This is a genomic window from Lentzea sp. HUAS12, assembly GCF_024125735.1.
Classification (GTDB): domain Bacteria; phylum Actinomycetota; class Actinomycetes; order Mycobacteriales; family Pseudonocardiaceae; genus Lentzea; species Lentzea albida.
This window is the reverse complement of record NZ_CP099738.1, coordinates 325072-348310: the sequence shown is the minus strand read 5'-3', so window position 1 is coordinate 348310 and position 23239 is coordinate 325072. Positions and strand designations below refer to the sequence as shown.

General features: G+C 72.2%; 21 protein-coding genes. 15 read left to right on the top strand and 6 right to left on the bottom strand.

Annotation, left to right across the window (positions count from 1 at the left end):
- Nucleotides 1–139: 139 nt before the first annotated feature.
- On the top strand, nucleotides 140–1174 hold the full coding sequence (locus ND450_RS01650; RefSeq protein WP_253324386.1) for a polyprenyl synthetase family protein: 1035 nt from the start codon (nucleotides 140–142) through the stop codon (nucleotides 1172–1174).
- 26 nt (nucleotides 1175–1200) lie between these two features.
- Nucleotides 1201–2274 (top strand): hypothetical protein, encoded by a 1074-nt coding sequence (locus ND450_RS01645; protein WP_253324385.1) that lies wholly within the window; start codon nucleotides 1201–1203, stop codon nucleotides 2272–2274.
- 21 nt (nucleotides 2275–2295) lie between these two features.
- On the opposite strand, the gene ND450_RS01640 is transcribed toward ND450_RS01645, so the two are convergent.
- Nucleotides 2296–2433: a hypothetical protein gene (locus ND450_RS01640; protein WP_253324384.1), complete on the bottom strand. Its 138-nt coding sequence runs from the start codon at nucleotides 2431–2433 to the stop codon at nucleotides 2296–2298.
- 161 nt (nucleotides 2434–2594) lie between these two features.
- Nucleotides 2595–3230, bottom strand: a complete 636-nt coding sequence (locus ND450_RS01635; RefSeq protein WP_253324383.1) for a TetR/AcrR family transcriptional regulator — start codon at nucleotides 3228–3230, stop codon at nucleotides 2595–2597.
- A gap of 183 nt (nucleotides 3231–3413) precedes the next feature.
- Here ND450_RS01635 and ND450_RS01630 point away from each other — a divergent pair, with 183 nt between their 5' ends.
- The 3 genes from ND450_RS01630 (at nucleotide 3414) to ND450_RS01620 (ending at nucleotide 7832) form a co-directional block, all read left to right on the top strand.
- The gene (locus ND450_RS01630; RefSeq protein ID WP_253324382.1) at nucleotides 3414–4229 is read left to right on the top strand and encodes an alpha/beta fold hydrolase; all 816 of its coding nucleotides are present in this window, start codon (nucleotides 3414–3416) and stop codon (nucleotides 4227–4229) included.
- 4 nt (nucleotides 4230–4233) lie between these two features.
- The gene (locus ND450_RS01625; protein ID WP_253324381.1) at nucleotides 4234–5100 is read left to right on the top strand and encodes a VOC family protein; all 867 of its coding nucleotides are present in this window, start codon (nucleotides 4234–4236) and stop codon (nucleotides 5098–5100) included.
- Nucleotides 5101–5183: 83 nt separating this feature from the next.
- A complete protein-coding gene (locus ND450_RS01620; protein WP_253324380.1) occupies nucleotides 5184–7832 on the top strand; it encodes a LuxR family transcriptional regulator in 2649 nt (882 codons plus the stop codon).
- Here the strand turns inward: ND450_RS01620 and ND450_RS01615 are convergent.
- Entirely contained in the window at nucleotides 7784–8713 is a 930-nt protein-coding gene (locus ND450_RS01615) for an MFS transporter (RefSeq protein ID WP_253324379.1), read from the bottom strand. The two genes, ND450_RS01620 and ND450_RS01615, sit on opposite strands and share 49 nt — an antisense overlap.
- A 249-nt stretch (nucleotides 8714–8962) precedes the next feature.
- Here ND450_RS01615 and ND450_RS01610 point away from each other — a divergent pair, with 249 nt between their 5' ends.
- The gene (locus tag ND450_RS01610; protein WP_253324378.1) at nucleotides 8963–10921 is read left to right on the top strand and encodes a prolyl oligopeptidase family serine peptidase; all 1959 of its coding nucleotides are present in this window, start codon (nucleotides 8963–8965) and stop codon (nucleotides 10919–10921) included.
- Between the two features lie 7 nt (nucleotides 10922–10928).
- On the opposite strand, the gene ND450_RS01605 is transcribed toward ND450_RS01610, so the two are convergent.
- Both ND450_RS01605 and ND450_RS01600 read right to left on the bottom strand, forming a co-directional pair.
- On the bottom strand, nucleotides 10929–12212 hold the full coding sequence (locus tag ND450_RS01605) for an FAD-binding oxidoreductase (protein ID WP_253324377.1): 1284 nt from the start codon (nucleotides 12210–12212) through the stop codon (nucleotides 10929–10931).
- Between the two features lie 113 nt (nucleotides 12213–12325).
- Complete coding sequence (locus ND450_RS01600) at nucleotides 12326–13018, bottom strand: SDR family oxidoreductase (protein ID WP_253324376.1); 693 nt, start codon at nucleotides 13016–13018, stop codon at nucleotides 12326–12328.
- Nucleotides 13019–13122: 104 nt separating this feature from the next.
- On the opposite strand from ND450_RS01600, the gene ND450_RS01595 reads away from it, so the two are divergent.
- Nucleotides 13123–13515: a MerR family transcriptional regulator gene (locus ND450_RS01595; protein WP_253324375.1), complete on the top strand. Its 393-nt coding sequence runs from the start codon at nucleotides 13123–13125 to the stop codon at nucleotides 13513–13515.
- Nucleotides 13516–13537: 22 nt separating this feature from the next.
- Here the strand turns inward: ND450_RS01595 and ND450_RS01590 are convergent, their stop codons facing one another.
- A complete protein-coding gene (locus ND450_RS01590) occupies nucleotides 13538–14398 on the bottom strand; it encodes a helix-turn-helix transcriptional regulator (RefSeq protein ID WP_253324374.1) in 861 nt (286 codons plus the stop codon).
- A 133-nt stretch (nucleotides 14399–14531) separates the two neighbouring features.
- Here ND450_RS01590 and ND450_RS01585 point away from each other — a divergent pair, with 133 nt between their 5' ends.
- From ND450_RS01585 to ND450_RS01550, 8 genes are all read left to right on the top strand, one after another.
- Entirely contained in the window at nucleotides 14532–15452 is a 921-nt protein-coding gene (locus ND450_RS01585) for an oxidoreductase (RefSeq protein WP_253324373.1), read from the top strand.
- A 25-nt stretch (nucleotides 15453–15477) separates the two neighbouring features.
- Nucleotides 15478–16719 (top strand): lipase family protein, encoded by a 1242-nt coding sequence (locus ND450_RS01580; protein WP_253324372.1) that lies wholly within the window; start codon nucleotides 15478–15480, stop codon nucleotides 16717–16719.
- Between the two features lie 194 nt (nucleotides 16720–16913).
- Nucleotides 16914–17879 (top strand): mevalonate kinase, encoded by a 966-nt coding sequence (gene mvk, locus ND450_RS01575; RefSeq protein WP_253324371.1) that lies wholly within the window; start codon nucleotides 16914–16916, stop codon nucleotides 17877–17879.
- A complete protein-coding gene (mvaD, locus tag ND450_RS01570; protein ID WP_253324370.1) occupies nucleotides 17876–18856 on the top strand; it encodes a diphosphomevalonate decarboxylase in 981 nt (326 codons plus the stop codon). Before mvk ends, mvaD begins: the two co-directional genes overlap by 4 nt.
- Nucleotides 18853–19941, top strand: a complete 1089-nt coding sequence (locus ND450_RS01565) for a phosphomevalonate kinase (RefSeq protein WP_253324369.1) — start codon at nucleotides 18853–18855, stop codon at nucleotides 19939–19941. The genes mvaD and ND450_RS01565 overlap by 4 nt, the downstream gene beginning before the upstream one ends.
- A complete protein-coding gene (gene fni / locus ND450_RS01560) occupies nucleotides 19931–20989 on the top strand; it encodes a type 2 isopentenyl-diphosphate Delta-isomerase (RefSeq protein ID WP_253324368.1) in 1059 nt (352 codons plus the stop codon). Before ND450_RS01565 ends, fni begins: the two co-directional genes overlap by 11 nt.
- A gap of 18 nt (nucleotides 20990–21007) precedes the next feature.
- A complete protein-coding gene (locus tag ND450_RS01555) occupies nucleotides 21008–22069 on the top strand; it encodes a hypothetical protein (protein WP_253324367.1) in 1062 nt (353 codons plus the stop codon).
- Nucleotides 22066–23229: a hydroxymethylglutaryl-CoA synthase gene (locus ND450_RS01550; protein WP_253324366.1), complete on the top strand. Its 1164-nt coding sequence runs from the start codon at nucleotides 22066–22068 to the stop codon at nucleotides 23227–23229. The genes ND450_RS01555 and ND450_RS01550 overlap by 4 nt, the downstream gene beginning before the upstream one ends.
- Nucleotides 23230–23239 lie beyond the last annotated feature (10 nt).

Sequence of the window (23239 nt, the reverse complement as noted above, 5' to 3'; positions counted from 1 at the left end):
CCTCTTGGGACGAACGAACCACCGCTGTCCGGCCGGAAAACCGTTCTGCGAGCCGGAACGGTGCGTCGCGCCGCCGTGCGCCACTCCCCTAGCGTCCTGCCTGATCTTGCCGGCACGCGCACTCGAAGGAGTGGGTCCCGTGACACTCACCGACTCAGCGACGACTCCGGTCGCGGACGCGTTGCGCTCCACCGCGGAACGCGTCAGCCGCCGCCTCCGGTCGGCGCTCTCGGAACTCCCCCAGCCGCTGTGCGCGGGTGCGGGGTTCCACTTCGGCTTCTGGGACGCCGGGGGCACGCCGATCACGGCGTCACCGGGGAAGATGGTGCGGCCCGCGTTCGTGTTCGCCGCCTCGCGGGCGGTGGGCGGTGCGGCCACCGGGTCCACAGTGGACGCGGGGGCCGCGGTCGAACTGGCGCACAACTTCTCGCTCGTCCACGACGACGTGATGGACCAGGACCGCGTGCGCCGCGGCCGGCCGACCGTCTGGGCGCAGTACGGCGTCCCCTACGCGATCCTGCTGGGTGACGCGATGTTGTCGCTGGCCAACCGGGTCCTGTTGCGGGAGGGCACCGAGAACGCGGCGCTGATGAGCGCCGAGCTCAACTCCGTCGTCATCGACCTCTGCGTGGGCCAGCTCCAGGACATGACGTTCGAGCAGACGGCCGAGGTGTCGCCGGAGGAGTACCTGGAGATGGCGGCCGGCAAGACGGCCGCGCTGCTGTCCGGCTCGTGCGCCCTCGGGGGCCTCGCAGGAGGCGCCGATGCACGTCAGGTGGCGGCGCTGCGCGCGTTCGGCCACCACGTCGGTCTCGCGTTCCAGCTCGTGGACGACCTGCTCGGGATCTTCGGCGACCAGGAGGTCACCGGGAAGCCGGTGGGCGCGGACCTGTTGCGCTACAAGAAGAGCATGCCCGTGCTGGCGGCGATGCGGTCCGGCACGGCGGCCGGGGACGAGCTGGCCGGGCTCTACCGCGACCGGGCGGTCACGACCGCGAACCTCGGCCACGCGGTGGCCCTGGCCGACCGGGCCGGTGGCCGGGACGAGACGACGGCCGAGGCACGGCGCCAGTACGACCTGGCCGTCAGCAGCCTCGACGAGATCGGCGGCGAACCCGGCGCCGTGGCGGAGCTCGAGGCCCTCGCCCGCTACATGATCAGCAGGAGCAAGTGAGCAGAAGGGGAAATGCCTTGCCGTCCTTGAACATCGACGACGTCGACCTGCCGTTGATCTACTGCCCGGTCGAGGGCGAGCTCAACCCGGCGACGGAACGCGTGGAAGCCCGATCGGCGGAGTGGATCGACCAGCACCGCCTGTACGACACCGAGCAGGAACGCGCCTGGCTGCTGGCGACGAAGAGCGCCGACTTCTGCGGCAGGTACTACCCGGAGGCCGACGAGGAACGCCTGCTGGCCACCGCGCTGTGGACGTACTGGGCGTTCGCCTTCGACGACAACTACTGCGACAACGGCGAAACGTGCGACCAGCCCGCGAAGTTCGCGGAGGTCGCGGGCTACGTCCAGCGGGCGTGGGAGGTGCCCACCCTGCTCAGGTCGGGTGACCCGCGGCTCGACCACTACCTCGTGGCGATGCAGGACGTCTCCGCGCGGTTCCACCGGCTCGGCACCCCCACGCAGTTGCAGCGGATGCACGCCGCCCACTGCGCGTACCTGTTCGGGGTGCAGTGGCAGGTGAGCAACCGCAGCAGGAACGTGTTCCCCGGACTGGACGGGTACCTGCTGATGCGGCGCGGCGCCGTGGGCGTCGGACCGCTGATCGCGGCGCTGGAGTTCGCGCACCGCAACGAGGTCCCCGCGGCCGAGTGGGACTCCCCCGCGGTGCGGGCGCTCACCGAGATGGTGATCGTGGTGGTGGCACTGGACAACGACAGGCAGTCGATCGTCAAGGAGCTGCGCCTGGGGCAGACCGAGCAGAACGTCTTCACCGCGCTCATGGGTGAGGGCCTGTCGCTGGAGGAGGCCATCGCGGAGGCGACGGCGTTGCGCGACCGCGTTTTCTGCCGCTTCCTGCAGGTGGAGGAGCAGGCGAGGCGAGGTGGCAGTGCGGCGTTGCGCCGTTACCTGCAGGGCCTGCGGTGGGCGATCCGCGGGAACGCGGAGTGGGGCCTCACGATCCCCCGGTACCTCAGTGACGGTCCCCTTCCGGAGACCGGGTCCGCTCCCGTCGACGTCGACTGGGCGAAGCAACCCGCTGGGCACGACGGCCGGCCGGTACCGCCGAGCATTGCGTGGTGGTGGCAGGACCTCTCCTGACCGGAGGGTCCGGTCAGGGCGTCAGTCCGTACCCCTGACGATGACCGATCCGACCATTTCCGCGTCGTCGAACCACTCGGCGCGCAATGGGGCGCTGCACAGCGTGGGGAATTCGTCGGTCGGGGTTTCGTCGGGCCGCACCTGTTCCCGGACGTTCATCGTGGCCTCCCGGATCTCTGGTGGAAACGTCCCACGACGCTAATTCGTCCCCGCTCCGCCGCCAATCTCCCGGTCCGCGAGCCGGAACGCCCGCAGAACCGAAACGGCCCGTCCCGGACACGTGTCCGGGGCGGGCCGTTCTCGTCATGACCGGCGGGACGTCAGGCCCCCGCGACGCCGCGCGCCTTCGCGAGGCTGCGGACCAGCGACAGGAACGCGCCGACCTCCGAGCTGTAGGAGACCCCGTCGAAGCTGTTCGACACGGCGAGGCCGTCGGTCAGCGCCCGCCCGAGCACCGCCAGCTCCTCCACCAGGGCTTTGTCCTCCTCGGCACCGTCCGGCGCGAAGATCGGCGTCAGCGCGTCCACCCAGGACCCGTGGGCGTTGTCCCGGATGCGGCGCACGGTCGCCCGGACCGCCTCGGCGTCCTTCTGCGGGCCGACGGCGACGGCGACGAGCAGGCGGAGGTAGTCCGGCCGCTCGTCGAGGGACTTGCACGCCGCGGTGAACCACGTCTCCAGCCGCTCCAGCGGGGCCAGGTGGTCGAAAGCCGACGGGCTCGGGAACAGCGCGTGCAGTTCCTCGAACGTGCGCTCCAGGAGTGCCGCGAGCACACCGAGCTTGTTGCCGAAGTGGTAGTAGATCGAACTCGCCGGAAGTCCCGACTTCGCGCACAGGTCCGAGACGGCCATGCCGTCATAGCCCTTTTCGCCGATGAGAGCACGAGCCGCGTTCAGAATGTCGTCGCGACTGCTCAAACCGGCGGCAGTCGGCGCGGAGCCGGATTCCCTCACCATGAGGCCATATTAAGTGGACCTTGCCGGAGGTCTGTCAACGGGCGACCGGAGTGTCGGCACCGCCGGCCGGCTGCGGCCTGGGCGCGAACGGAACGCAGCCCGGCCACGACTTCCGCCGGACTCTGGATACGATCTTCCCACCGATGTAGAGTGAGCGTTACATACACACGATGGGACCGCACCATGACGAGCACAGTGGATGTCGGAGACGCGGAGCTGGCCTACACCGACACCGGTACGGGTCATCCGGTCGTGTGGTTGCACGGCTCCGGGCCGGGCGCCACCGGGATGAGCAACTTCGGCGGGAACCTGCCCGCGTTCGGGGACTTCCGCAACATCGTGGTCGACCTGCCCGGCTGGGGCGGTTCCAAGCGGCCGGAGACCGACGAGCCGCTGATCTTCCACGCGGCGGACCGGGTCGTCCGCGCGCTGGAGAGCTTCGGGATCGAGCGGACCCACCTGGTCGGCAACTCCTACGGTGGCGCCGTCGCGATGCGGATCGCCATGCGCTACCCCGAACTCGTGGAGCGGATCGTCCTCATGGCGCCGGGCGGGGTGCTGCCGACCGACGCCCCGCCGTGGCCCGTCGGACTGGAGCACCTCTTCGGGTACATGGCCGCGAAGAACCCGTCGCGCGAGGAAATGGCGAAGTTCGTCCGCCTCATGGTCTACGACGAGACGCTGGCGACCGAGGAGCTCATCGACGAGCGGTACGAGTCGAGCCTGCGCGCCCACCCCGAGCTGCCGATCCCGCCGAACTTCGGCGACCTGACGCCGGACCTCCGCCTCATCAGCGCGCCGACGCTGCTGGTGTGGGGACGCGACGACCAGACCGTTCCGCTGGCGTGGGCGCCCAGGATCCTGCACGGCATCCCGAACGCGGAGCTGCGCGTCCTCCCGAACTGCCGCCACTGGGTCCAGTACGAGCGCGCGCCCGAGTTCAACCACATCGTGCGCGAGTTCCTCGAGGGTGGCGTGGCCGCCGCGGCGAAGGGGTGACCTGGTGGGTATCAGAAAGCTGGGCTACGTCGGCCTGAACGTCACCGAGGTCGACGCGTGGACCGATCTGCTGTGGCGCACGCTGGGTGTCGGGGTCTCCGACGCCAAAGCGGGTACGGAGACGATCGCGCTCGCCGAGATGGACGAGTTCAAGTACCGGGTCGCGCTGTATCCCTCCAGCGTGGACTCTCCGCGTGAGATCGGCTGGGTCGTGGACACCCCCGCCGAACTCGACCGCCTCACCACCCGGCTCACCGACGCCGGCTACACCGTCGCCGACGGCACCGACGACGAACGCGACCTGCGGGGTGCCACGCATCTGCGCTGGTTCACCGACCCCGCCGGGTTCCGCGTCGAGCTGGCCATCGGCGAGACCAAGGTCCGCGTCGCCGCCGACCGCCCCACCGGCGGACCCGGCATCACCGGACTCGGCCACCTCGTCCTCGCCACCCCGCATCTGCCCGAACTGCGCGAGCTGTACGAAACCGTGCTCGAGTTCAAGCTCACCGACTACCGCTCACCCGGCCTGTTCTTCTTCCGCTGCAACACCACCCACCACAGCATCGCCCTCGGCACCGCGGACACCGCGTCGATCCACCACCTCGAGTTCGAGCACGCCACCATCGACGACGTCGGCCGCGCCCACGACCGCGCCCACACCAACAACGTCCCCGTCTCCATCAGCCTCGGCCGCCACATGAACGACAAAGCCCTCTCCTTCTACGTCAAGAACCCCAGCGGCTTCCACCTCGAAATCGGCTGCGGCGGCATCACAGTCGACGACGACTGGGTCCCCCACGACTTCGGCCAAGCCAGCGTCTGGGGACACCACCACACCGACACCAACCCCTTCGCCGTCACCGACTCGTAGTCCTCAACCCCAGACCCGCCGCCGCCACACCGCGTCCAGCGGAGTGGCGAGCGGCGGCACCAACAAGGCGTGGTGACGGGAACATGAACCGTGGTAGGTCCCTGCTGAAGCTCAAACGGAACACGGCTCTCCTGCAGCTCAACGAGATCATGCGGGCGGTGCGGTCGGGCACACCCCGGCTGGTGCTGGTCGAGGACCGGCCAGGTCCCGGCCGATCGACCGTGGTCGAGGACTGGCTCGACGCCAGTTCGCCGCTGCCCCTGGTGTTCGGCGCCCGCTGCCTCGCTCCCGGCGCGCGCAGGACCTTCGCCGCGCTGGGCCTGCTGCTGGCCGGCATGCCCCGCCCGCACCTCGACGGCCTGCCGCTGCTGCGGTCCCTGTCACCGCGGTCGGATCCCGCCGGTGTCGCACGACAGCTGTCCGTGCTCGCGAAGCGGCTGACGTCGGCGGGGCCCGTCGTGCTCGTCGTCGACGACGCCCAGTGGGTCGACGTGGCCTCCCTGCGCGCCTTGGGAGTCCTGGTGCGCGAGCTCGGTACCGCACCGGTGATGACCGCGCTGGTCCTGCGCGCCGCCGGCACCGATCCCGCGGTGACGGCCGAACTCGCCTCGCTGCTCGCGGACGTCGAGGGCGCGAGGCTCGAACTCGCTCCCGCGGACGACCGGCCGGTGCCCGTCCGGCACCAGGGCACGGCACCGCGGTCCGCGTACGGGTCGGAGTCCGGTGTGGACGGTGTCCCGGGTTCGCTGGAACTCATGGTGTACCAGCAACTCCTGCGCCTCCCCGCCGACGCGAGGAACCTGGTCGAGGCCGTGGCCGTCGTCGACCGCCGCAGCCCGCTCGACGTGGTCGCGGCCATCGGCGGGGTCGAGGACCCGGTCCGGGCACTGGCGGACCTCGTCCGGGCCGGCCTGGTGGAGTGGTGGCCCTCCGAGAGGTCGACGCCCGTGGCCGTGCGGCACTCCTCGCAGCGCGACGCGGTCCTCGCGATGACCACCCCGGCCCGGCTCCGGGAGCTGCACGCGGCTGCGGCCGGGGTGACCTGCGGCGAGACGTCGTGGCGCCACCAGATCGCCGTGCGCACGCCGGGACCTTCCGAACGGCTGGCGGACGAGGTCGAGCAGGCCGCGCACGTCCACCGGCGGGCGGGACGCCTCGGCCGGGCGAGCACCCTGCTGCTGTGGGCGTCCAAGATCTCCGAGAACCAGTGGAGCAGGGAACGCCGCCTGCTGACCGCGGCCGCCCACAGCATGTGGATCGACGACTTCGCCAAGGTCACCGCCCTGCTGCCGCAGGTGCGCGACTGCGCGCCGGGCCCGTTGAAGGACCTGGTGCTGGGCGCGCACGGCGCGATGAACGGGACCGCGGGCGACGTGGAGGGCCTGCTGTTCCGGGCGATGGCGACCACCGAGGGCGTCGAGGGCCTGGAGTGGGTGTTCATGATGGCCGGCACGTGGCTCGGCCTGGAACTGCTGAACTCCGACTGCGAGCGCGCCTTCCCGGCGCTCGACCGGGTGGTGTCCGGACCGGCCCCCGACCTCTGGCTCACCGCGCGGGCGCAGGCACTGGCCGCCATCGCGGTGGCGTTCTGCGAGGGGCCGCGGGAGGGTCTCGACGCCCTGGCGGGGATGCGGTCGAAGGCCACCGAGGTGCGGGAAAGTCCTTTCCACGCCTACACCACGACGGCTTCCGGCATGCTGCGCGTGTGGGACGGGGACCTGCGGGCCGGCCGGCGCGAGCTCGACTCCGTCCCCGCCGGCCTCGCGCTCGCGTGTTCCTCCGCCGCCTCGTACCTGCTGGGGGACTGGGACACCGCCGTCGACAGCGCGACCCGGTCCATGGCGGCCCTGACGGCGGAGGACAAGTCGTGGGCCGTCTCCTTCTCCTTCGCGGTCGCCTCCTGGGTTCCCGCGGGCAGGGGTGACCACGAGCAGGCGGAGTCGTTGCTGCAGACCGCCGAACGGGCCCTCACCGGGCTGTCCGCGGGCTTCCTGAGGTTCTCGCTGCCGGTCGTGGCGCTGAGCCGGGCGGTGCTCGCCCAGGCCCAGGGGGACCACCAGAAGATGCTGAGGGCGTTGTCCTCGGTGGCGATGCTGCCCGACCGCGGCATGAAGCGGGCCTCGGCCGCGTGGTGGGCACCGCTGCGCGTCGAGGCGCTGATCGGCACCGGTGACCTGGGCACGGCGGCGCAGGCGCTGGCAGAGCTCGAGGACCTCGCCGGGAGGATCGGTTACCTGCGGCCCGTCCACGCGTGGCTGCAGGGACTTCTCCTGGAGGCGGCCGGGGACCTGCCGAAGGCCGTCCTGGCCTACCGGTCCGGTCTCCGGACCGATCCCGGCGCCGAGGACGTGCCGCTGCACCGGGCCCGTCTGGAACACTCCCTCGCCGTCGCACTGGACGCGGCGGGCGACGACCCCGGCCGGTGGCGGCAGTCCGCCTCGGACCGCCTGGGAGCCCTGGGCGCGAACGCCTTCGTCCAGCGGCTCGCCCTGTCCCCCGCCGCGCCGGCCGCCGACACGCTTCCGTTGCGGGGCCGCGAGCACACCATCGCGCTGCTCGTCGGCCGCGGGCGGACGAACCGGGAGATCGCCGCGGAGTTGTTCGTCAGCACCAAGACCGTCGAGTACCACCTGAGCAACATCTACGCCCGCCTGAACCTGCCCAACCGGCGCCACCTGCGCGACTACGTGCAGGAGCACACGCGGGACGCGAACCGCGGCGGGCGGGACTGACAGCGGTCTCCGCGGAGACCGCAACGCCCTTCGACAGTTCGGGAAGTGTCACGATGTCGCTCGACGAGTTCGCCGCCGGTGCCCCGGCGACCGACTTCGACGCCTTCGCCGCGCACCGGCAGCACCCGCACCTGTTCTACGCGGCGGCCAGGGACAGGCCCGTCTCGTTCAGCCCGACCGTCGGCGCGCACCTCGTCGCCCGCCACGCCGATCATCGTGACGCCCAGCAGCAGCGAGACCAGTCCCCCGGCCAGCAGTGCCGCACCGGCCCAGTCGATCCGCTGCCGGCTCTCGGGCCGCGCGTCGGGCAGCACCAGCACCATCGCCAGTCCGGTGAGGACCAGCACGCCGAGCGGGATCCAGTAGATGAACCGGTAGGACAACGCGGCGAGCAACGGGCCGGCGAGCAGGCCGCCCGCGATGGTGCCGAGTCCGGCCATCGCGATGACGAGTCCGACACCGCCCTTGCCCGATCCCGCGCGGAGCCTGCTCAGCGCGGTGATGGACAGGGGCACGAAACCCACCCCGACGCCCTGCAACGACTGGCCGAGCGCGAGCAGCACGATCGAGTCCGCCAGCGCGGCGCACACGACACCGAGGCTCGTGATCACCAGGACACCGAGCAGGACCCGCTTCGGCCCGTACACGTCGGAAAGACGCCCGACCAGCGGCACGGAGACCGTGCCGGTCAGCAACAGACCGGTGAACACCCAGGCGATCGCGGCGGGGGACGCGCCCACGGCCTGCTGCAGGATCGGCAGCGCGGGCGCGACCATGCCCTCGAGGGTGGCGTAGGTCAGCCCTGCGACGCACAGGACCACGACGGCTGCGAGGTTGTTCCTCGTCGTCGGTGTTCTCTCGATTGCCACTTCTGTCGACATGGACTACCTCCGGGCGGAAGAGGAGGCGCCGTCACCGATGGGGAGTGCGACGGTGCTGGGCCGGGTGCCTTGACCGAGAAGCATCGGTCGCGAAAGGCCGTCGCGCTCCTGACAGTTGTCACTCGCTGGGGCGCCGCGACGCGACAGTTGTCACTCGCCGCGCCGGCACCGCCCGCCTAGGTTTCGGGCAAGGCGTGCCGGTTCGGACCTCCTCGGCGGGAGACCGGCTCCACCGCGGTCGGGAGAGTCATGGAAGACGACGTCCGGTACAACGCGACCTGGCGCAGGGTCAGCGAGTTCTTCACGCTGGCACACTCCCCCGGCAGCATCAGGGCGTCCGACTTCACCGAGGTGTCGGGTCGCGCGTCGCGGCAGGACGTGGTCGCCACGGCCACCGTGTGCGACTCGTTCGACGAGCCGTTGCGCCGTGTCGTCGTCCGAATCCGCAACGGGGAGATCTCCCTTGTGAGCGACGGGAAATCCGACGCGCGGGCGGCGAGCTGGTCCGCGGACGGCGCCTGGATCGCCTACCTGGCCGCGAAAGATCCGGACCGCGGGCACCACGTGCTGCACGTCGAGGGCCTGCACGGCCACCAGCAGATCCTGTTGCCGGGCGTGGCCGAGCAGTACGCCTGGGCGCCGTCCGGGCACTCGATCCTGGTGCAGGTCGCCGATCCCGGCGCCGACAAGGCGGGTGCGGAGGGGTCGGGTCAGCGCCCCGGCGGCGCCGGCTCGGTGCGGTGGCTGCCCGCCGTCGACACCGCCACCAGCAAGGCGCCCGGTCGTTCGCTGTGGCTCGTGAACTCCGCGAAGGGCACCTCGCGCCGCGTGCCGACGGACCGCACGGTCTGGGAGGCGGGCTGGGCCGGTCCGAACCGGGCCGTCGTCGTCGAGTCCGACGGCGCCACCGAAAGCGACTGGTACGTCGCGCACCTCTCGGTCGTCGACCTCGTCACCGGTGCCACCACGGAACTCCACCGCGGCGGGCGTCAGCTCGGGCGCCCCGCGGGATCCCCCAACGGCCGCTGGGTCGCCGTCGTCGAGGCGGACTGCTCCGACCGCGACGTCATCGCGGGCGAACTCCTCCTCTTCGACCGCGCAGGCCGGATGCGCGTGGTCGACACGCTGCAGGTGGAAGTCAGCTCCGTCCGGTGGCTCGACGACCGCCGCATCAGCTTCGCCGGCGTGCGTGGGCTGCACAGCGTCGTCGGGGTGCACAACGTCGTGAGCGGCCGGTCCAAGGAGCTCTGGGCGACCGAGTCCGGTCTCGGCGGGGTGCACCGGGCGGACGCCTACGTCCGCCCGGACGAGACGGTCGTCGCCGCGGTCCAGGGTTACCGGCGGCCGCCGTCGATCGTGCGGCGGTCCGCGAGCGGCAACGACGTGCTGGCGACCGCCGCCGACGGCAGGACCGAGGTCCTGCTGGACCGGATCGGGAACTGCGTCCCGATCTCGTGGGAGGCCCGGGACGGCGAACGGATCGAGGGGCTCTACGTGACCCCCGACGGCCCGGGACCGCACCCGCTGGTCGTGTTCCTGCACGGAGGTCCGGTGTTCGGGTTCCGCCCGCGCTGGCTCGGCCACACCCCGCTCGTCGCCCTGCTCGCGAGCCACGGGTACGCGGTGCTGTGCCCCAACCCGCGCGGGTCTTCCGGCCGCGGCGCGAAGTTCACGGCCGCCGTCTTCGAGGACGTGGGCGGCGTCGGCGGCGGCGACGTGCTGGCGGGGGTCGACCACCTCGTCGGCCTGGGCGTGGTGGACCCGGACCGGATCGGCGTGACGGGGAGCTGTTACGGCGGCTATCTGGCTTCGTGGCTCGTGACGCAGGACGACCGCTTCAAGGCCGCGGCCACGATCTCCCCGGTGACGCACTGGCGGACGATCTACTCCTCCAGCAACATCCCGCGGTTCGTCACCAACGTCCTGCGTGCCAAGCCCGGACCGGCGGGCGATCTCTACGACGCCCGCAGCCCGCTCACCCACGTCGCGAGCGTGCGGACGCCGTGCCTGAACATCGCCGGCGCGCTCGACCTGTGCACGCCTGCCTCCGAGGCCCGGCAGTTCCACCGCGCGCTGCTCGACCACGGCGTCGAGTCGGCGCTCGTCGTGTACCCGGCCGAGGGGCACGGGATCCGCGCGTTCCCCGCCGTGATCGACCAGTGCACGCGGGTGCTCGACTGGTTCGGCCGGTTCATGCCGGCCCGGTGAGCCTCCCTCAGCCCATCACCGTTCCCGTGCTCGCGGCGTTCGTGCTGCGGCGCCGGGAGAACGCGCCGAGGTCGATCTCCAGCCCCGTGCGCGGCGCGAGGAACCGCACGGGTTCCGCGTCGTGGTCGGCGCCGTTCTCGACCCGGCCGATCAGCTCGGCCATCACCTGGCCGACGACCGGGGCGTTCTTGAACTGGTTGCCGCTCGTGCCGATCGCGACGTAGAAGCCGTCGAGACCGGTGCGGTCGTAGATCGGCGTCCAGTCGTCGGCGACGTCGTAGACGCCCACGACGCCCCGCGGCCGGTTCGGCACCGGCAGGTGCGGCAGCCGCCGGGCGGCCCGCGTCACCTGCGCCTCGAACACGGCGGCCGTCGGGTGGACGCCGGCCTCGTCCGGGTCGTCCGTCCACTGCAGGGGGTCGCACTCCGGCTCGGTGCCGCCGACGAGCAGCCCGCCGCCGACCTCACCGCGGAAGTACGTGCCGAGGTCCATGTCGGCGACGGCCGGTCCGTCGTACCCCTGCGGGACCTGCACGTGCGCGACCTCCTGCCGCAGCGGACGCACGCGGACCGCGAAGTCGGACCCCACGCCCGCCAGCCGGTTCAGCGCGCCCGACCACGGACCGGCCGCGTTCACGACCACCGCGCAGCCGAGCCGGCCGCCGTCCGCCAGCCGCACCCCGGTCACCCGCCCGCCGGACTCGTCGACGGCCACGACCGTGCTGCGGAACCGGAACTCCGCGCCGTGCGCGGCGGCCGCGGCCGCGAGGTTGACCGCCGCGAGCGCGGGATCGGAGACGTAGCCCGCGTCCGGTGTGAACACACCCCCGAGCGACTGCTCCGAGTCCGCCCAGAACGCCTCGTCGTCGAGCCGTTTCGGCGGCCAGTGACGGCCCACGTCGATCCCGGGCACCCCTTCGGCCAGCATCGCGCTGTCCCACTCCTCGTAGGGGACGCCGATCTCGTCGAACAAGGGCAGCCAGGCCTTCCGCGGGGCGGCGTCGACGTCCAGCATCACCAGGCCGGTCCGGCGGAACGCCGCCAGGTCCCCCACGTCGTGTCCCAGGTGACCGGCCCAGTCGAGCCAGCACCAGTACGACTCCCAGGCCGCGGCGACACCGGCGTGGGTCGAGAAGTTGAACCGGACGACCGCGCTCGACGCCGACGTCGACCCCTGCCCCGCCCCCGGCGCCCGGTCCAGGACGACCACCCGGTGCCCCGCCCGTGCCAGTTCGAGCGCGATCGACGACCCGATCACGCCGGCGCCGATCACGACCGCGTCGGTCTTCATGCGCGTCTCCCTCCGTCAGGCCGCTCGCTCCAGTCTCGTGACGGGGCACGCCGCGCACAGCAGACCGATGTCGCGCGTCCAGGCCGCGGGGGACGACATGTGTTTCGGGCGGGTCAGCCGTAGAGCACGGCCGGATCACCGCCGAGCGCGGCCTTGACGAAGCGGCTGGCGTCGTCGACGAGCACCTCGACCAGACCGTCCCGCACGCCGTCGAGGCTCGCCCGCGCCACCTCGGCCGGGGCGATCTTGGGCACGTCGCTGCCGGCCATCATGTCGGTGTCGGCCGCCCCCAGGTGCACGCCCTGCACGAGGACCTTCCGGCCGGCGAGTTCCACGCGCACGCCGTTGGTCATGTTCCACTCGGCGGCCTTGGCGACCGAGTAGGAGCCCGAGCCCTGGGGCGTGGCGACCCAGGACAGCACCGACAGCAGGTTCACGACCGCTCCCCCGGTCAGGGACGGGGCGAAGGCGCGGATGACGCGCAACGTGCCGAAGAGGTGGGTCTCCAGGTCCCGCCTGATGTCGTCGAGGTCGGCGGTCAGGAGGTCGGCGCCGGTCGCGATGCCCGCGTTGTTCACCAGCAGCGTCACGTCCGGTGCCGCCGCGGCGGCCGCCGCGATCGACTTCTCGTCGAGGAGGTCGAGGTGCAGCGGCGTGATGCGCGGGTCGGTCACCTCGACGAGTTCCGGGCGGCGGGCCGCGGCGTAGACCTTGGCGGCGCCGCGGGCCAAAAGCTCGTCGGTGAAGGCCCTGCCGATGCCCCGGTTGGCACCCGTGACCAGCGCGATCGATCCAGCGATGTCCATGCCCGTTCCCTTCGTGGTGCGGAAGGAGCAGGTCTCCGTCCGGCGTGGCCTACGCTAAAACTTCACGTTGACGTCAAGGGCAAGCCGGAGAGACGAGGACCACGATGCGGATCGGCGAACTGGCCGGGCGGGCCGACGTCAGCACGCGTGCCCTGCGCTACTACGAGGAGCAGGGTCTGCTGGAGTCCGGCCGCACCGTCAGCGGCCAGCGCGTCTACCCGGAGTCGGCCGTCGACCGCGTGCGGCTCATCCAGGAGCTCTACACGGCCGGGCTCAGCAGCCGGCTCATCGTCACGCTGCTGCCGGCCATCGACGCCCGCCGCATCGATCCCGAACTGCTGCGACGCCTGGTCGGCGAACGCGCCGCCATCGAGGCGAAGCTCGCCGGCCTGCAGGCCGCGGCCCGTCGGCTGGACCTGCTCATCGACCTCGCCACGCACCCGGACACGACCTCGTGCCCGGCTTCGCTGGAGCAGGGCGTGGCTCAGCCGGTCTAGGCGGCGGTGCGCGCTGCTCTCGTCAACTCCTCGAGCGGCGGTTCTGGTGCAGCACGCCGAGGAGTGCGAGCTTCTCCGCCTCCGCGGTGCCGGGCTCGGCCGTGTACACCATCAGCACCGGCCCCGGGCCGCCCGGCAGCGGGTACGTGGCCCAGTCCAGGGTGATCTCGCCGATCTCCCGGTGGCGGAACGTCTTCGTGCCCTGCACGGGCGCGCGCACGTCGTAGCGGTCCCAGAGCCGGCGGAACTCCGTGCTGCGGATGCTGAGCTCGCCGACGATCGCCGTGCCGCGCGGGTGTGACGGGTCGGCGGCGACCGTCGCCCGCAGCATGCCGATGTACTCCACGGCGGTGCTTTCCCAGTGGGCGCAACGGAAACGCACCTCGGGGTCGAGGAACAGCGCCATGAGCATGTTGCGTTGCGGGGGCTGGGCGTCCGAGGGGTCGCCGAGCAACGCCTCCGCCATCGTGTTCCACGCCAGCACGTCCAGGTGCCTGCCCAGGACGTACGCGGGCGTGCTGAGGGAGTGCAGCAGGTGGCGGGTGGCGTCCGGGACGACCTCCTCGTCGCCGCGGACCTCCGGCGCGCCCCGGCGCACGGCGTCGGCGAGGGCGAACAGGTGGCGGCGTTCCTCCTCGTCGAGCTTCAGCGCGGTGGCGAGGGCGTCCAGCAGGTCGTCGGAGGGCCGCACCTCCCTGCCCTGCTCCATGCGCTGGTAGTAGTCGGTGCTCAGGCCGGCGAGCAGGGCCAGTTCCTCGCGGCGCAGCCCGGCGACCTTGCGCCTGCCGCTGGGCTCCAGGCCGACGTCCTGCGGGCGCAGCCTGTTGCGCCGGGCTCGCAGGAAGATGCCGAGCTCGCGGGCGTGCAGGCGGTTGCTGGCCATGTCCGCAGTCTGCCAGCGCCTGGCGCGGCGAAGGTAGGACTGGGATTCCCAGGGAGAGGAGTACGACCGAGGTCCGGCGGAGCGTTCCTAGATTCGTCGTCGAAAGTGGACGACACCCCTGAGGAGCACCGCCGTGAAGGACTGGAACGCCGGCCGAATCCCCGGCCAGGACGGCCGCGTCGCCGTCGTGACCGGCGCGAACTCGGGTCTGGGACTGAGCACCGCCACCGAACTGGCCCGGCACGGCGCACGGGTCGTGCTCGCCGTGCGCGATCTGGACGCGGGTGCGCGAGCCGTCGCGGAGATCCGCACATCGGCGCCCCGCGCCGAACTCGAGGTGCGCCGGCTCGATCTGGCTTCACTCGATTCGGTGAAGGAGTTCGCGGGCGACCTGGTCGCCGACCACCCCGTCGTCGACCTCCTCGTCAACAACGCCGGCGTCGTCCTGCTGGGACAGCGCCGCACGACCACCGACGGGTTCGAGCTCCACTTCGGCACGAACGTGCTGGGCCACTTCGCCCTCACCGGCCTGGTGCTCGACGCGCTGGAGCGGGCGGAGGCCGCCAGGGTGGTGAGCCTGAGCTCCCTGTCGCACCAGAACGCCGTTCTCGACTTCGGCGACCTGATGTCCGAGCGGGACTTCGACGCCAGCCGCGCCTACGGCCGGTCGAAGCTCGGCAACACCGTCTTCGGCCTGGAACTGGACCGCCGCCTGCGCACCTGGGAGTCGTCCGTCATCAGTGCGATCGCCCATCCGGGGCTCACCGGCACCAACCTGACCCCGCGGGCGTGGGAGGACCGCGGTCTGCTCGGTCGCGTCATCGCCAGGACCTACCTGCTGCAGACGCAACCGGTCGAGCGCGGGGTCCTCCCCCAGCTCTACGCGGCCACCGCACCCGGCGTCCGGAGTGGACAGTTCTTCGGCCCGTCCGGCAGAGGCGAGAAGCGCGGCCACGTCGCCGAGGTCCGTCCCAGCGCCGAAGCCGCGAACCCCGCCGTCGGGACCCGCCTGTGGGCCGCGGCCCAGGACCTGACCGGTGTCACCTACCTCTGATTTCCCGAGTTGCGAAGGAGTTCCAGTGCTCACCACTCTGCGGAGAACGTTCAGCGCGGCATTGGTGGTGGCCATGGCCGCCACCACCGCGGTGACCGCTGCCGTCGCGGAACCGGTCACGACGCAGATCACGCGCCCGGACGACGACCCGTTCTACGACGTGCCGCCCCGCCTGGACATCAAGCGGGACGGCACGGTCCTGCGCTTCCGCCCGCTGCCCGCGAAGGCGCTGGCCGTCCCGGCGCCCGCACAGGTCTGGCAGCTGCTGTACAAGACCCGCGACAACGCCGGGAAGGCCACCGCCACGGTCGCCACGCTCCTGGTGCCGACGGCGCGCTGGACGGGCCCCGGCGAACGCCCGCTGCTGTCGTACCAGACGCCCGAGGACGGCCTCGACACCACGTGCGCGCCGTCGTACCTGCTGCGTGAGGGATCCGTGACGTTCGACCAGGTCTCCGAGAACCAGGCCCGGTTCGACCGCGGCCAGGTCGCGGACGCGGTCCGGCGCGGCTGGACGGTCGTGGTGCCCGACTACGAGGGCCCGGAGTCGCAGTTCCTCGGCACCTCGGCCGCTGCCCACGGCGTGCTCGACGGCATCCGCGCCGCGCGGTCGTTCCCGCCCGCCCGCGTGGACCGCGACGCGCCCGTCGGGATGTGGGGCTACTCCGGCGGCGGGCTCGCCACCGCCGCGGCCGCGCAGAAGCAGTCCCGGCACGCACCGGAGTTGAGGATCAGCGCCGTCGTCGAGGGCGGCGTGCCCGCCGACGTGAACGCGGCCCTCGGCGCCGTCAGCGGTCAGGTGTTCTCCGGCTGGATCCCCTTCGGGCTCGCCGCCCTGCGCAACGCCGAGCCGCGGTTCGACGTGTACCGGTACGCCAACGAGTCCGCGCGTGCCGCCGCGGACGAGGTCGCACACGGGTGCGCCGGCGCGGCGATCGTCGCCGGCCCGCACTTCGCGGAGGTGGAGGACTTCGAGGCGTGGCCGGGCTCTCTCACGTCCGGCGCGTTCCGCGACTTCGCGCACGGGCTCAGCCCCGTGGGGATGGGCGGCACCCCGACCGCCCCCACGTTGCTGTACCACGGGACCGCCGACGAGCTCCTCCCCCTCGCGGCGGCGCAGGAACTGTTCCGGCAGTACCGCGCTCGCGGTGCTGACGTCGTGATGGTCGAGCACGTGGGCCAGACGCACGGCGGGGAGCAGACGTTCGGTGTCGGCGAGGCGGTTTCGTTCCTGCAGCGGCACTTCGCGGGAGCGGGCCGGGGTTAGCCCGCATCGAGATGGTTGTGCGAGCGGTTGCACTGCGGGGCCGTTCACACGACCGGCGCAACGCCCTCCCGTTCGTTCCTCCACGCGGAACACCTCGTGGCAGCCCGGGATCCCGGCCCGGTACGACTGGTCACCGACACCAGACGACTGGTCACGGATGGACAGTCCGGACCCCGGGATTCGTGGAGTGACGAGTGCACAGGTCATCGTTGCGCGAACGCGCCGCCCCGCACGGGATCGCCTTCGGTTCCGGCCGCGCCCACGCGAAAGCCATCCTGTTCGGCGAACACGCGGTGCTGCACAGCTCCCCCGCTCTCGCGATCCCGGTGCCGGGCCTCGAGGTGACCGCCCACGCCACGCGGTTCGCCGACACCGGGGGGATCTCCTTCCTGCTGGCGACCCCGTCCGGGCCGGTGCCCCACCCGTGCGAAGGGCTGCGGCACGTCGGTGAGGCGCTCGCGGACCCCGAGGACGACCGGCGCGTCGAAGTCCTGCTGCGGTGCGAGATCCCGGCGGGACGCGGGCTCGGTTCCAGTGCCGCGTGCGCCCGCGCCGCCGTGCTCGCGCTGGCCGACCTGTTCCGCCTGCGGCTCGACGAGCACGAGGTCTACGCGCTGGTGCAGATCGCCGAGAACGTCAACCACGGGCGGGCGAGCGGCGTCGACGCGATGACCACCGGTGCCTCCGTTCCGCTGCTGTTCGACAACGGCGCCGGGCAGGAGGTGCGGCTCGGATTCGACGGCTTCTTCGTGCTCGCGGACAGCGGTGTTCCTGGGCAGACCAAGGACGCCGTGCGGCTCGTGGCCGAGGCCTTCGAGGATCGGCCCGGCTACCGCGAGCGGTTCGTGGGCACGGTCACCGAGCTGATCCGGTCGTCCCCTTCGGACTCGATCGGCGCGGAGTCGTTCGGCCGGTCGATGACCGCGTGCCACGAGGAGTTGCGCGCGCTCGGGTTGAGCACTCCCCGGCTCGACGCGATGGCGCACGCCGCGACGTCGGCCGGTGCGGCCGGGGCGAAGCTCAGCGGAGGCGGGCTCGGCGGGTGCGTCGTCGCTCTGGCCGGTACGGCGGAGCTCGCCTGGGCCGTCAGCCGCGCGTTGTGCGACGCGGGCGCCGTGCAGACCTGGACCGTGCCCGTGGGGAGGTTCGAGAAGCCATGACCGGTGACACTCGGGCGACCGCGGTCGCGCACGTCAACGTCGCCCTGGTCAAGTACTGGGGCAAGCGGGACGCGGACCTCGTGATCCCGTGGACCAGCAGCCTCTCGATGACCCTGGACGCCTTCCGCACCACGACGACGGTCCGCTTCCTGGCGGAGGAGGGCGAAGACGAGGTCGTCCTGGACGGCACCGCGGTGACCGGTGTGGCGCGCCGTCGCGTCACCGCGTTCCTCGACCTGGTCCGCTCGCGGGCGGGCCGCACCGGGAAAGCGCTGGTGCACAGCGAGAACGCGGTGCCGACCGGTGCCGGGCTGGCGTCGTCGTCGAGCGGGTTCGCCGCGCTGGCGCTCGCCGCCTCCTCGGCCTGCGGGCTCGGCCTCGACGCGACGGCGTTGTCCCGGCTCGCCCGGCGCGGCTCCGGGTCGGCCTCGCGCAGCGTCTTCGGCGGGTTCGCGCAGTGGCACGCCGGTCACGACGACGAGAGCTCCTACGCGGAACCGGTGGAGTCGGCCGGGTTCGACCCCGTCATGGTGGTCGCGCTGGTCGACACCGCCCACAAGTCGGTGAACAGCCGGGACGCCATGCGCCGCACGGTCGAGACGTCGCCGCTGTTCCGGCCGTGGGCCGATTCCTCCGCGGCCGACCTGAAGGAGATGCGGGCGGCGGTGGAACGCGCCGACCTCGACGCCGTCGGGGAGGTCGCCGAGCGCAACGCGCTGGGGATGCACGCCACGATGCTGGCGGCGCGTCCGGCCGTGCGGTACTTCGCCCCCGCCACGGTCGCCGCGCTCGACGCCGTCCTCGCGCTGCGGCGGGCCGGGATCTCCGCGTACGCCACGATGGACGCCGGGCCGAACGTCAAGGTCCTGTGCCACCGCGCCGACGCGGCCGCGGTGACCGAGGCCGTCCGCGCGTCGGCGGGCTGCCCCACGGCGGTGTCCGGCGTCGGGCCCGCCGCCCGGCTGGTGACGTCGTGACCGGGGCGACGGTCCGCAGCGCGCCGGGGAAGCTGTTCGTCGCGGGCGAGTACGCCGTGCTGGAGCCGGGTTCTCCCGCCGTGCTGGCCGCGGTCGACCGGCAGGTCACCGTCGCCGTCACGCCCGCGGACGACGACCTGGTCGTCGTGTCGGACCTGACGGACCAGGTGGTGCGCCTGTCCCGCACGGCGGGCGGGTTCCCGCAGGACGCCGAGCCACGTCCCGTCGTGTCCGCGGTCGAGGTGGTCGGCGCGCTGCTGGCCGAGTGGGGCCTGTCCCTGCCGGGGGTCGCGCTGTCCATCCGAAGTGGACTGCACAGCGCCGGGACCAAGTTCGGCCTGGGGTCGAGCGGAGCGGTCGCGGTCGCGACGATCGACGCCCTGCTCGCGCACTGCGGGGTGTCGCTGTGCACCGAGGAGCGCTTCCGCCTGGCACTGCTGGCGGCCGCGCGGATCGACCCGCGCGCGTCCGGAGGGGATCTCGCGGCGAGCACCTGGGGCGGCTGGGTCCTCTACCGAGCACCGGACCGCGCCGCGGTGCTCGACCTCGCCCGCCGCAAGGGGATCCGGCACGCGCTGGAGGCGCCCTGGCCCGGCTTCGAGGTCCGCAGACTGCCGCCGCCGCGCGGGCTCGTGGTGTCGGTGGGCTGGACCGGCCGCCCGGCGTCCACTTCGGACCGCGTCGCCGGCGCCCCGGTGCGGACTTGGCGCGGCGGTGACGCGCACCGCGAGTTCGTGCGGTGCAGCGACGCCTGCGTCACCGCGCTGGCGGACGCACTGGAACGCGGCGACGACCTCACGGTGCTCAAGGAGATCCGCTTCGCCCGCCGGCTCCTCGCCCACGTCGACGCCCGGGAACGGCTGGGCGTCTACACCGACGGCCTGACGGCGCTGAGCGACGCGGCCGAGGAGGCCGGGGGAGCCGGGAAACCGTCGGGCGCGGGCGGTGGCGACTGCGGGATCGCCCTGCTCGGCCCGGACGACGACGCCACCGCCCGCATGCGGGACCGCTGGCTCGCCGCGGGGGTCGTCCCGCTGCCGATCCGCACCGCCGTACCGGAAAGGAGCCACGCAGGTGATCGCTGACCGCAAGAACGACCACGTCCGGCTCGCCGCCGAGCAGCACCGGCCTGGTGACGCCAACGAGTTCGACGACGTGACGTTCCTCCACCACGCCCTGGCCGGGATCGACCGGGCGGACGTCTCGCTCGCCACCCGGTTCGCGGGCATCGAGTGGGACGTCCCCCTCTACGTCAACGCGATGACCGGGGGCAGCGCCAGGACCGGTGACATCAACCGGGATCTGGCGATCGTCGCGCGGGAGACCGGCGTTCCCATCGCGAGCGGGTCGATGAGCGCGTTCCTCAAGGACCCGTCGACGGCGAGCACGTTCCGCGTGCTGCGCGACGAGAACCCGAACGGGTTCGTCATGGCGAACGTCAACGCCAACGCGACGGTCGCGCAGGCCCGGCAGGCCGTCGACCTGCTGGAGGCGGACGCGCTGCAGATCCACCTCAACACCGTCCAGGAGATCGTGATGCCCGAGGGCGACCGGTCGTTCCGGGCGTGGGGGCCGCGGATCGAGGAGATCGCCGCGGACGCCGGCGTGCCCGTCTTCGTGAAGGAGGTCGGGTTCGGGCTCAGCCGGGAGACCGTGCTGCACCTGCGCAAGGCGGGTGTCGCGGTCGCGGACGTCGGTGGACGCGGCGGCACGAACTTCGCCCGGATCGAGAACGGCCGGCGCGAGGGCGGTGACTACGCCTTCGTCGACGGCTGGGGCCAGTCCGCGCCCGCCTGCCTGCTGGACGCGGCCGACGTGGGGCTGCCGCTGTTCGCCTCCGGGGGTGTGCGGCACCCGCTCGACGTCGTGCGCGGGCTGGCACTCGGCGCGAGCGCCGTCGGCGTCGCGGGCACGTTCCTCAGGACCGTGCTCGACGGCGGACCGGATGCTCTGATCGCGCAGGTCGGCACGTGGCTCGACCAGATCACGTCGCTGATGACCGTGCTCGGCGCCCGCACGCCCGCCGACCTCGCGCACTGCGAGCTGCGCATCCGCGGCGAGCTGCGCGAGTTCTGCACCGACCGCGGCATCGACGTCCACCGCTTCGCCCGCCCCTTCCCCACTGTGCCGTAGGAACAGGAGAACCAGCAGATGACCGAAGAGCACGCGATCGCCGGAGTTCCGATGAGGTGGGTGGGGCCTCTGCGCGTCACCGGCAACGTCGCCACCGTCGAGACGCAGGTCCCCCTCGCCACCTACGAGTCACCGCTGTGGCCGTCCGTGCGGCGCGGCGCCCGTCTGTCCACATTGGTCCCCGACGGGATCGTGGCGACGCTGGTCGACGAGCGGATGACCCGGTCCGTCCTCGTCGAGGCCACGGACGCGCAGACCGCGCACACCACCGTCCGGCAGATCGACGCGCGGTTCGCCGAGCTGCGCGACATCGTCCGCACGTGCAGCCGTTTCGCCGAACTTGTGGCCATCCGCCACGAGATCACCGCCAACCTGCTGTTCCTGCGGTTCGAGTTCACCACCGGCGACGCCTCCGGGCACAACATGGCGACGCTGGCGGCCGACCGGCTCCTGACGCACCTGCTGGAGACGTTGCCCGGCATCAGCTACGGGTCGATCTCGGCCAACTACTGCACCGACAAGAAGGCGACCGCGATCAACGGCATCCTCGGCCGCGGCAAGAACGTCGTGACCGAGCTGACGCTGCCGCGCGACGTCGTCCGCGACCAGCTGCACACCACCGCGAAGAAGATCGCGGAGCTCAACGTCCGCAAGAACCTGATCGGCACGCTGCTCGCGGGCGGCATCCGGTCGGCGAACGCCCACTACGCCAACATGTTGCTCGCGTTCTACCTCGCGACCGGCCAGGACGCGGCCAACATCATCGAGGGCTCGCAGGGCGTCACCGTCGCGGAGGACCTCGACGGCGACCTCTACTTCTCCTGCACCCTCCCGAACCTCATCGTCGGCACCGTCGGCAACGGCAAGGACCTCCCGTTCGTGGAGACCAACCTGACCCGGCTCGGCTGCCGCGCCGACCGCGCCCCCGGTGAGAACGCCCGCCGGCTCGCCGTGCTGGCCGCGGCGACCGTGCTGTGCGGTGAGCTCTCGCTCCTCGCGGCGCAGACGAACCCCGGCGAGCTGATGCGCGCCCACGTCCACCTCGAACGCTCGACCGAGAAGATCGGGAGCCACTCGTGAACATCGGGATCCACGACCTCTCCTTCGCCACCACCGAGTTCGTGCTGCCGCACACCGAACTCGCCGCGCACACCGGCACCGACGTCGGCAAGTACCACGTGGGCATCGGCCAGCGGTCGATGAGCATCCCCGCGGCGGACGAGGACGTCGTCACCATGGCCGCCGCGGCCGCCGCACCCGTGGTCGAGCGCTGGGGCGCGGACCGCATCAGGACCGTCGTGCTCGCCACCGAGACGTCGATCGACCAGTCCAAGGCGGCGGGCGTCTACGTCCACTCGCTGCTGAACCTGCCGCCGTCGACGAGGGTCGTCGAGCTGAAGCAGGCCTGCTACTCGGGCACCGCGGCGCTGCAGTTCGCCGTCGGTCTCGTGCACCGCGACCCGTCGCAACAGGTCCTCGTGATCGCCACGGACGTCTCGCGCTACGACCTCGACAGCCCCGGCGAGGCCACCCAGGGCGCCGCGGCGGTCGCCATGCTGGTCGGCGCCGACCCCGCGCTGATCCGCCTGGAGGACCCGTCCGGCCTGCACACCGCGGACGTCATGGACTTCTGGCGCCCCAACTACCGCAGCACCGCGCTCGTGGCCGGCCAGGAGTCCGTCGCCGCCTACCTCCAGGCGCTGGAGGGCACGTGGAAGGACTACACCGAGCAGGGCGGCCGCGAACTGCGCGAGTTCGCCGCGTTCTGCTACCACCAGCCGTTCACGAAGATGGCGTTCAAGGCGCACCGGCACCTGTTCAGCACCACCGGGCGCGACGTCGACGAGGAGCGCATGACCGCGATGCTGCGGCAGACCACCGCGTACAACGAGGTGCTGGGCAACTCCTACACCGCCTCGATGTACGTGGCGCTCGCCTCCCTGCTCGACCACGCGGGCGACCTCACCGACCAGCCGATCGCGTTCATGAGCTACGGCTCCGGCTGCGTCGCGGAGTTCTTCTGCGGCACGGTCGTCCCCGGCTACCTCGAACACGTGCGCACCGACGGCCACCGCGCGGTCGTCGACCGGCGCCGGCAGATCGACCTCGCCACCTACCGGGAGCTGCACGGGAGGTCGCTGCCGCAGGACGGAGGGCACCACCTGACACCGCGGCAGACCACCGGTCCGTTCCGCTTCGCGGGCCTGTCCGGGCACAAGCGCCTCTACGAGCACAGCTGACCCCGCTTCG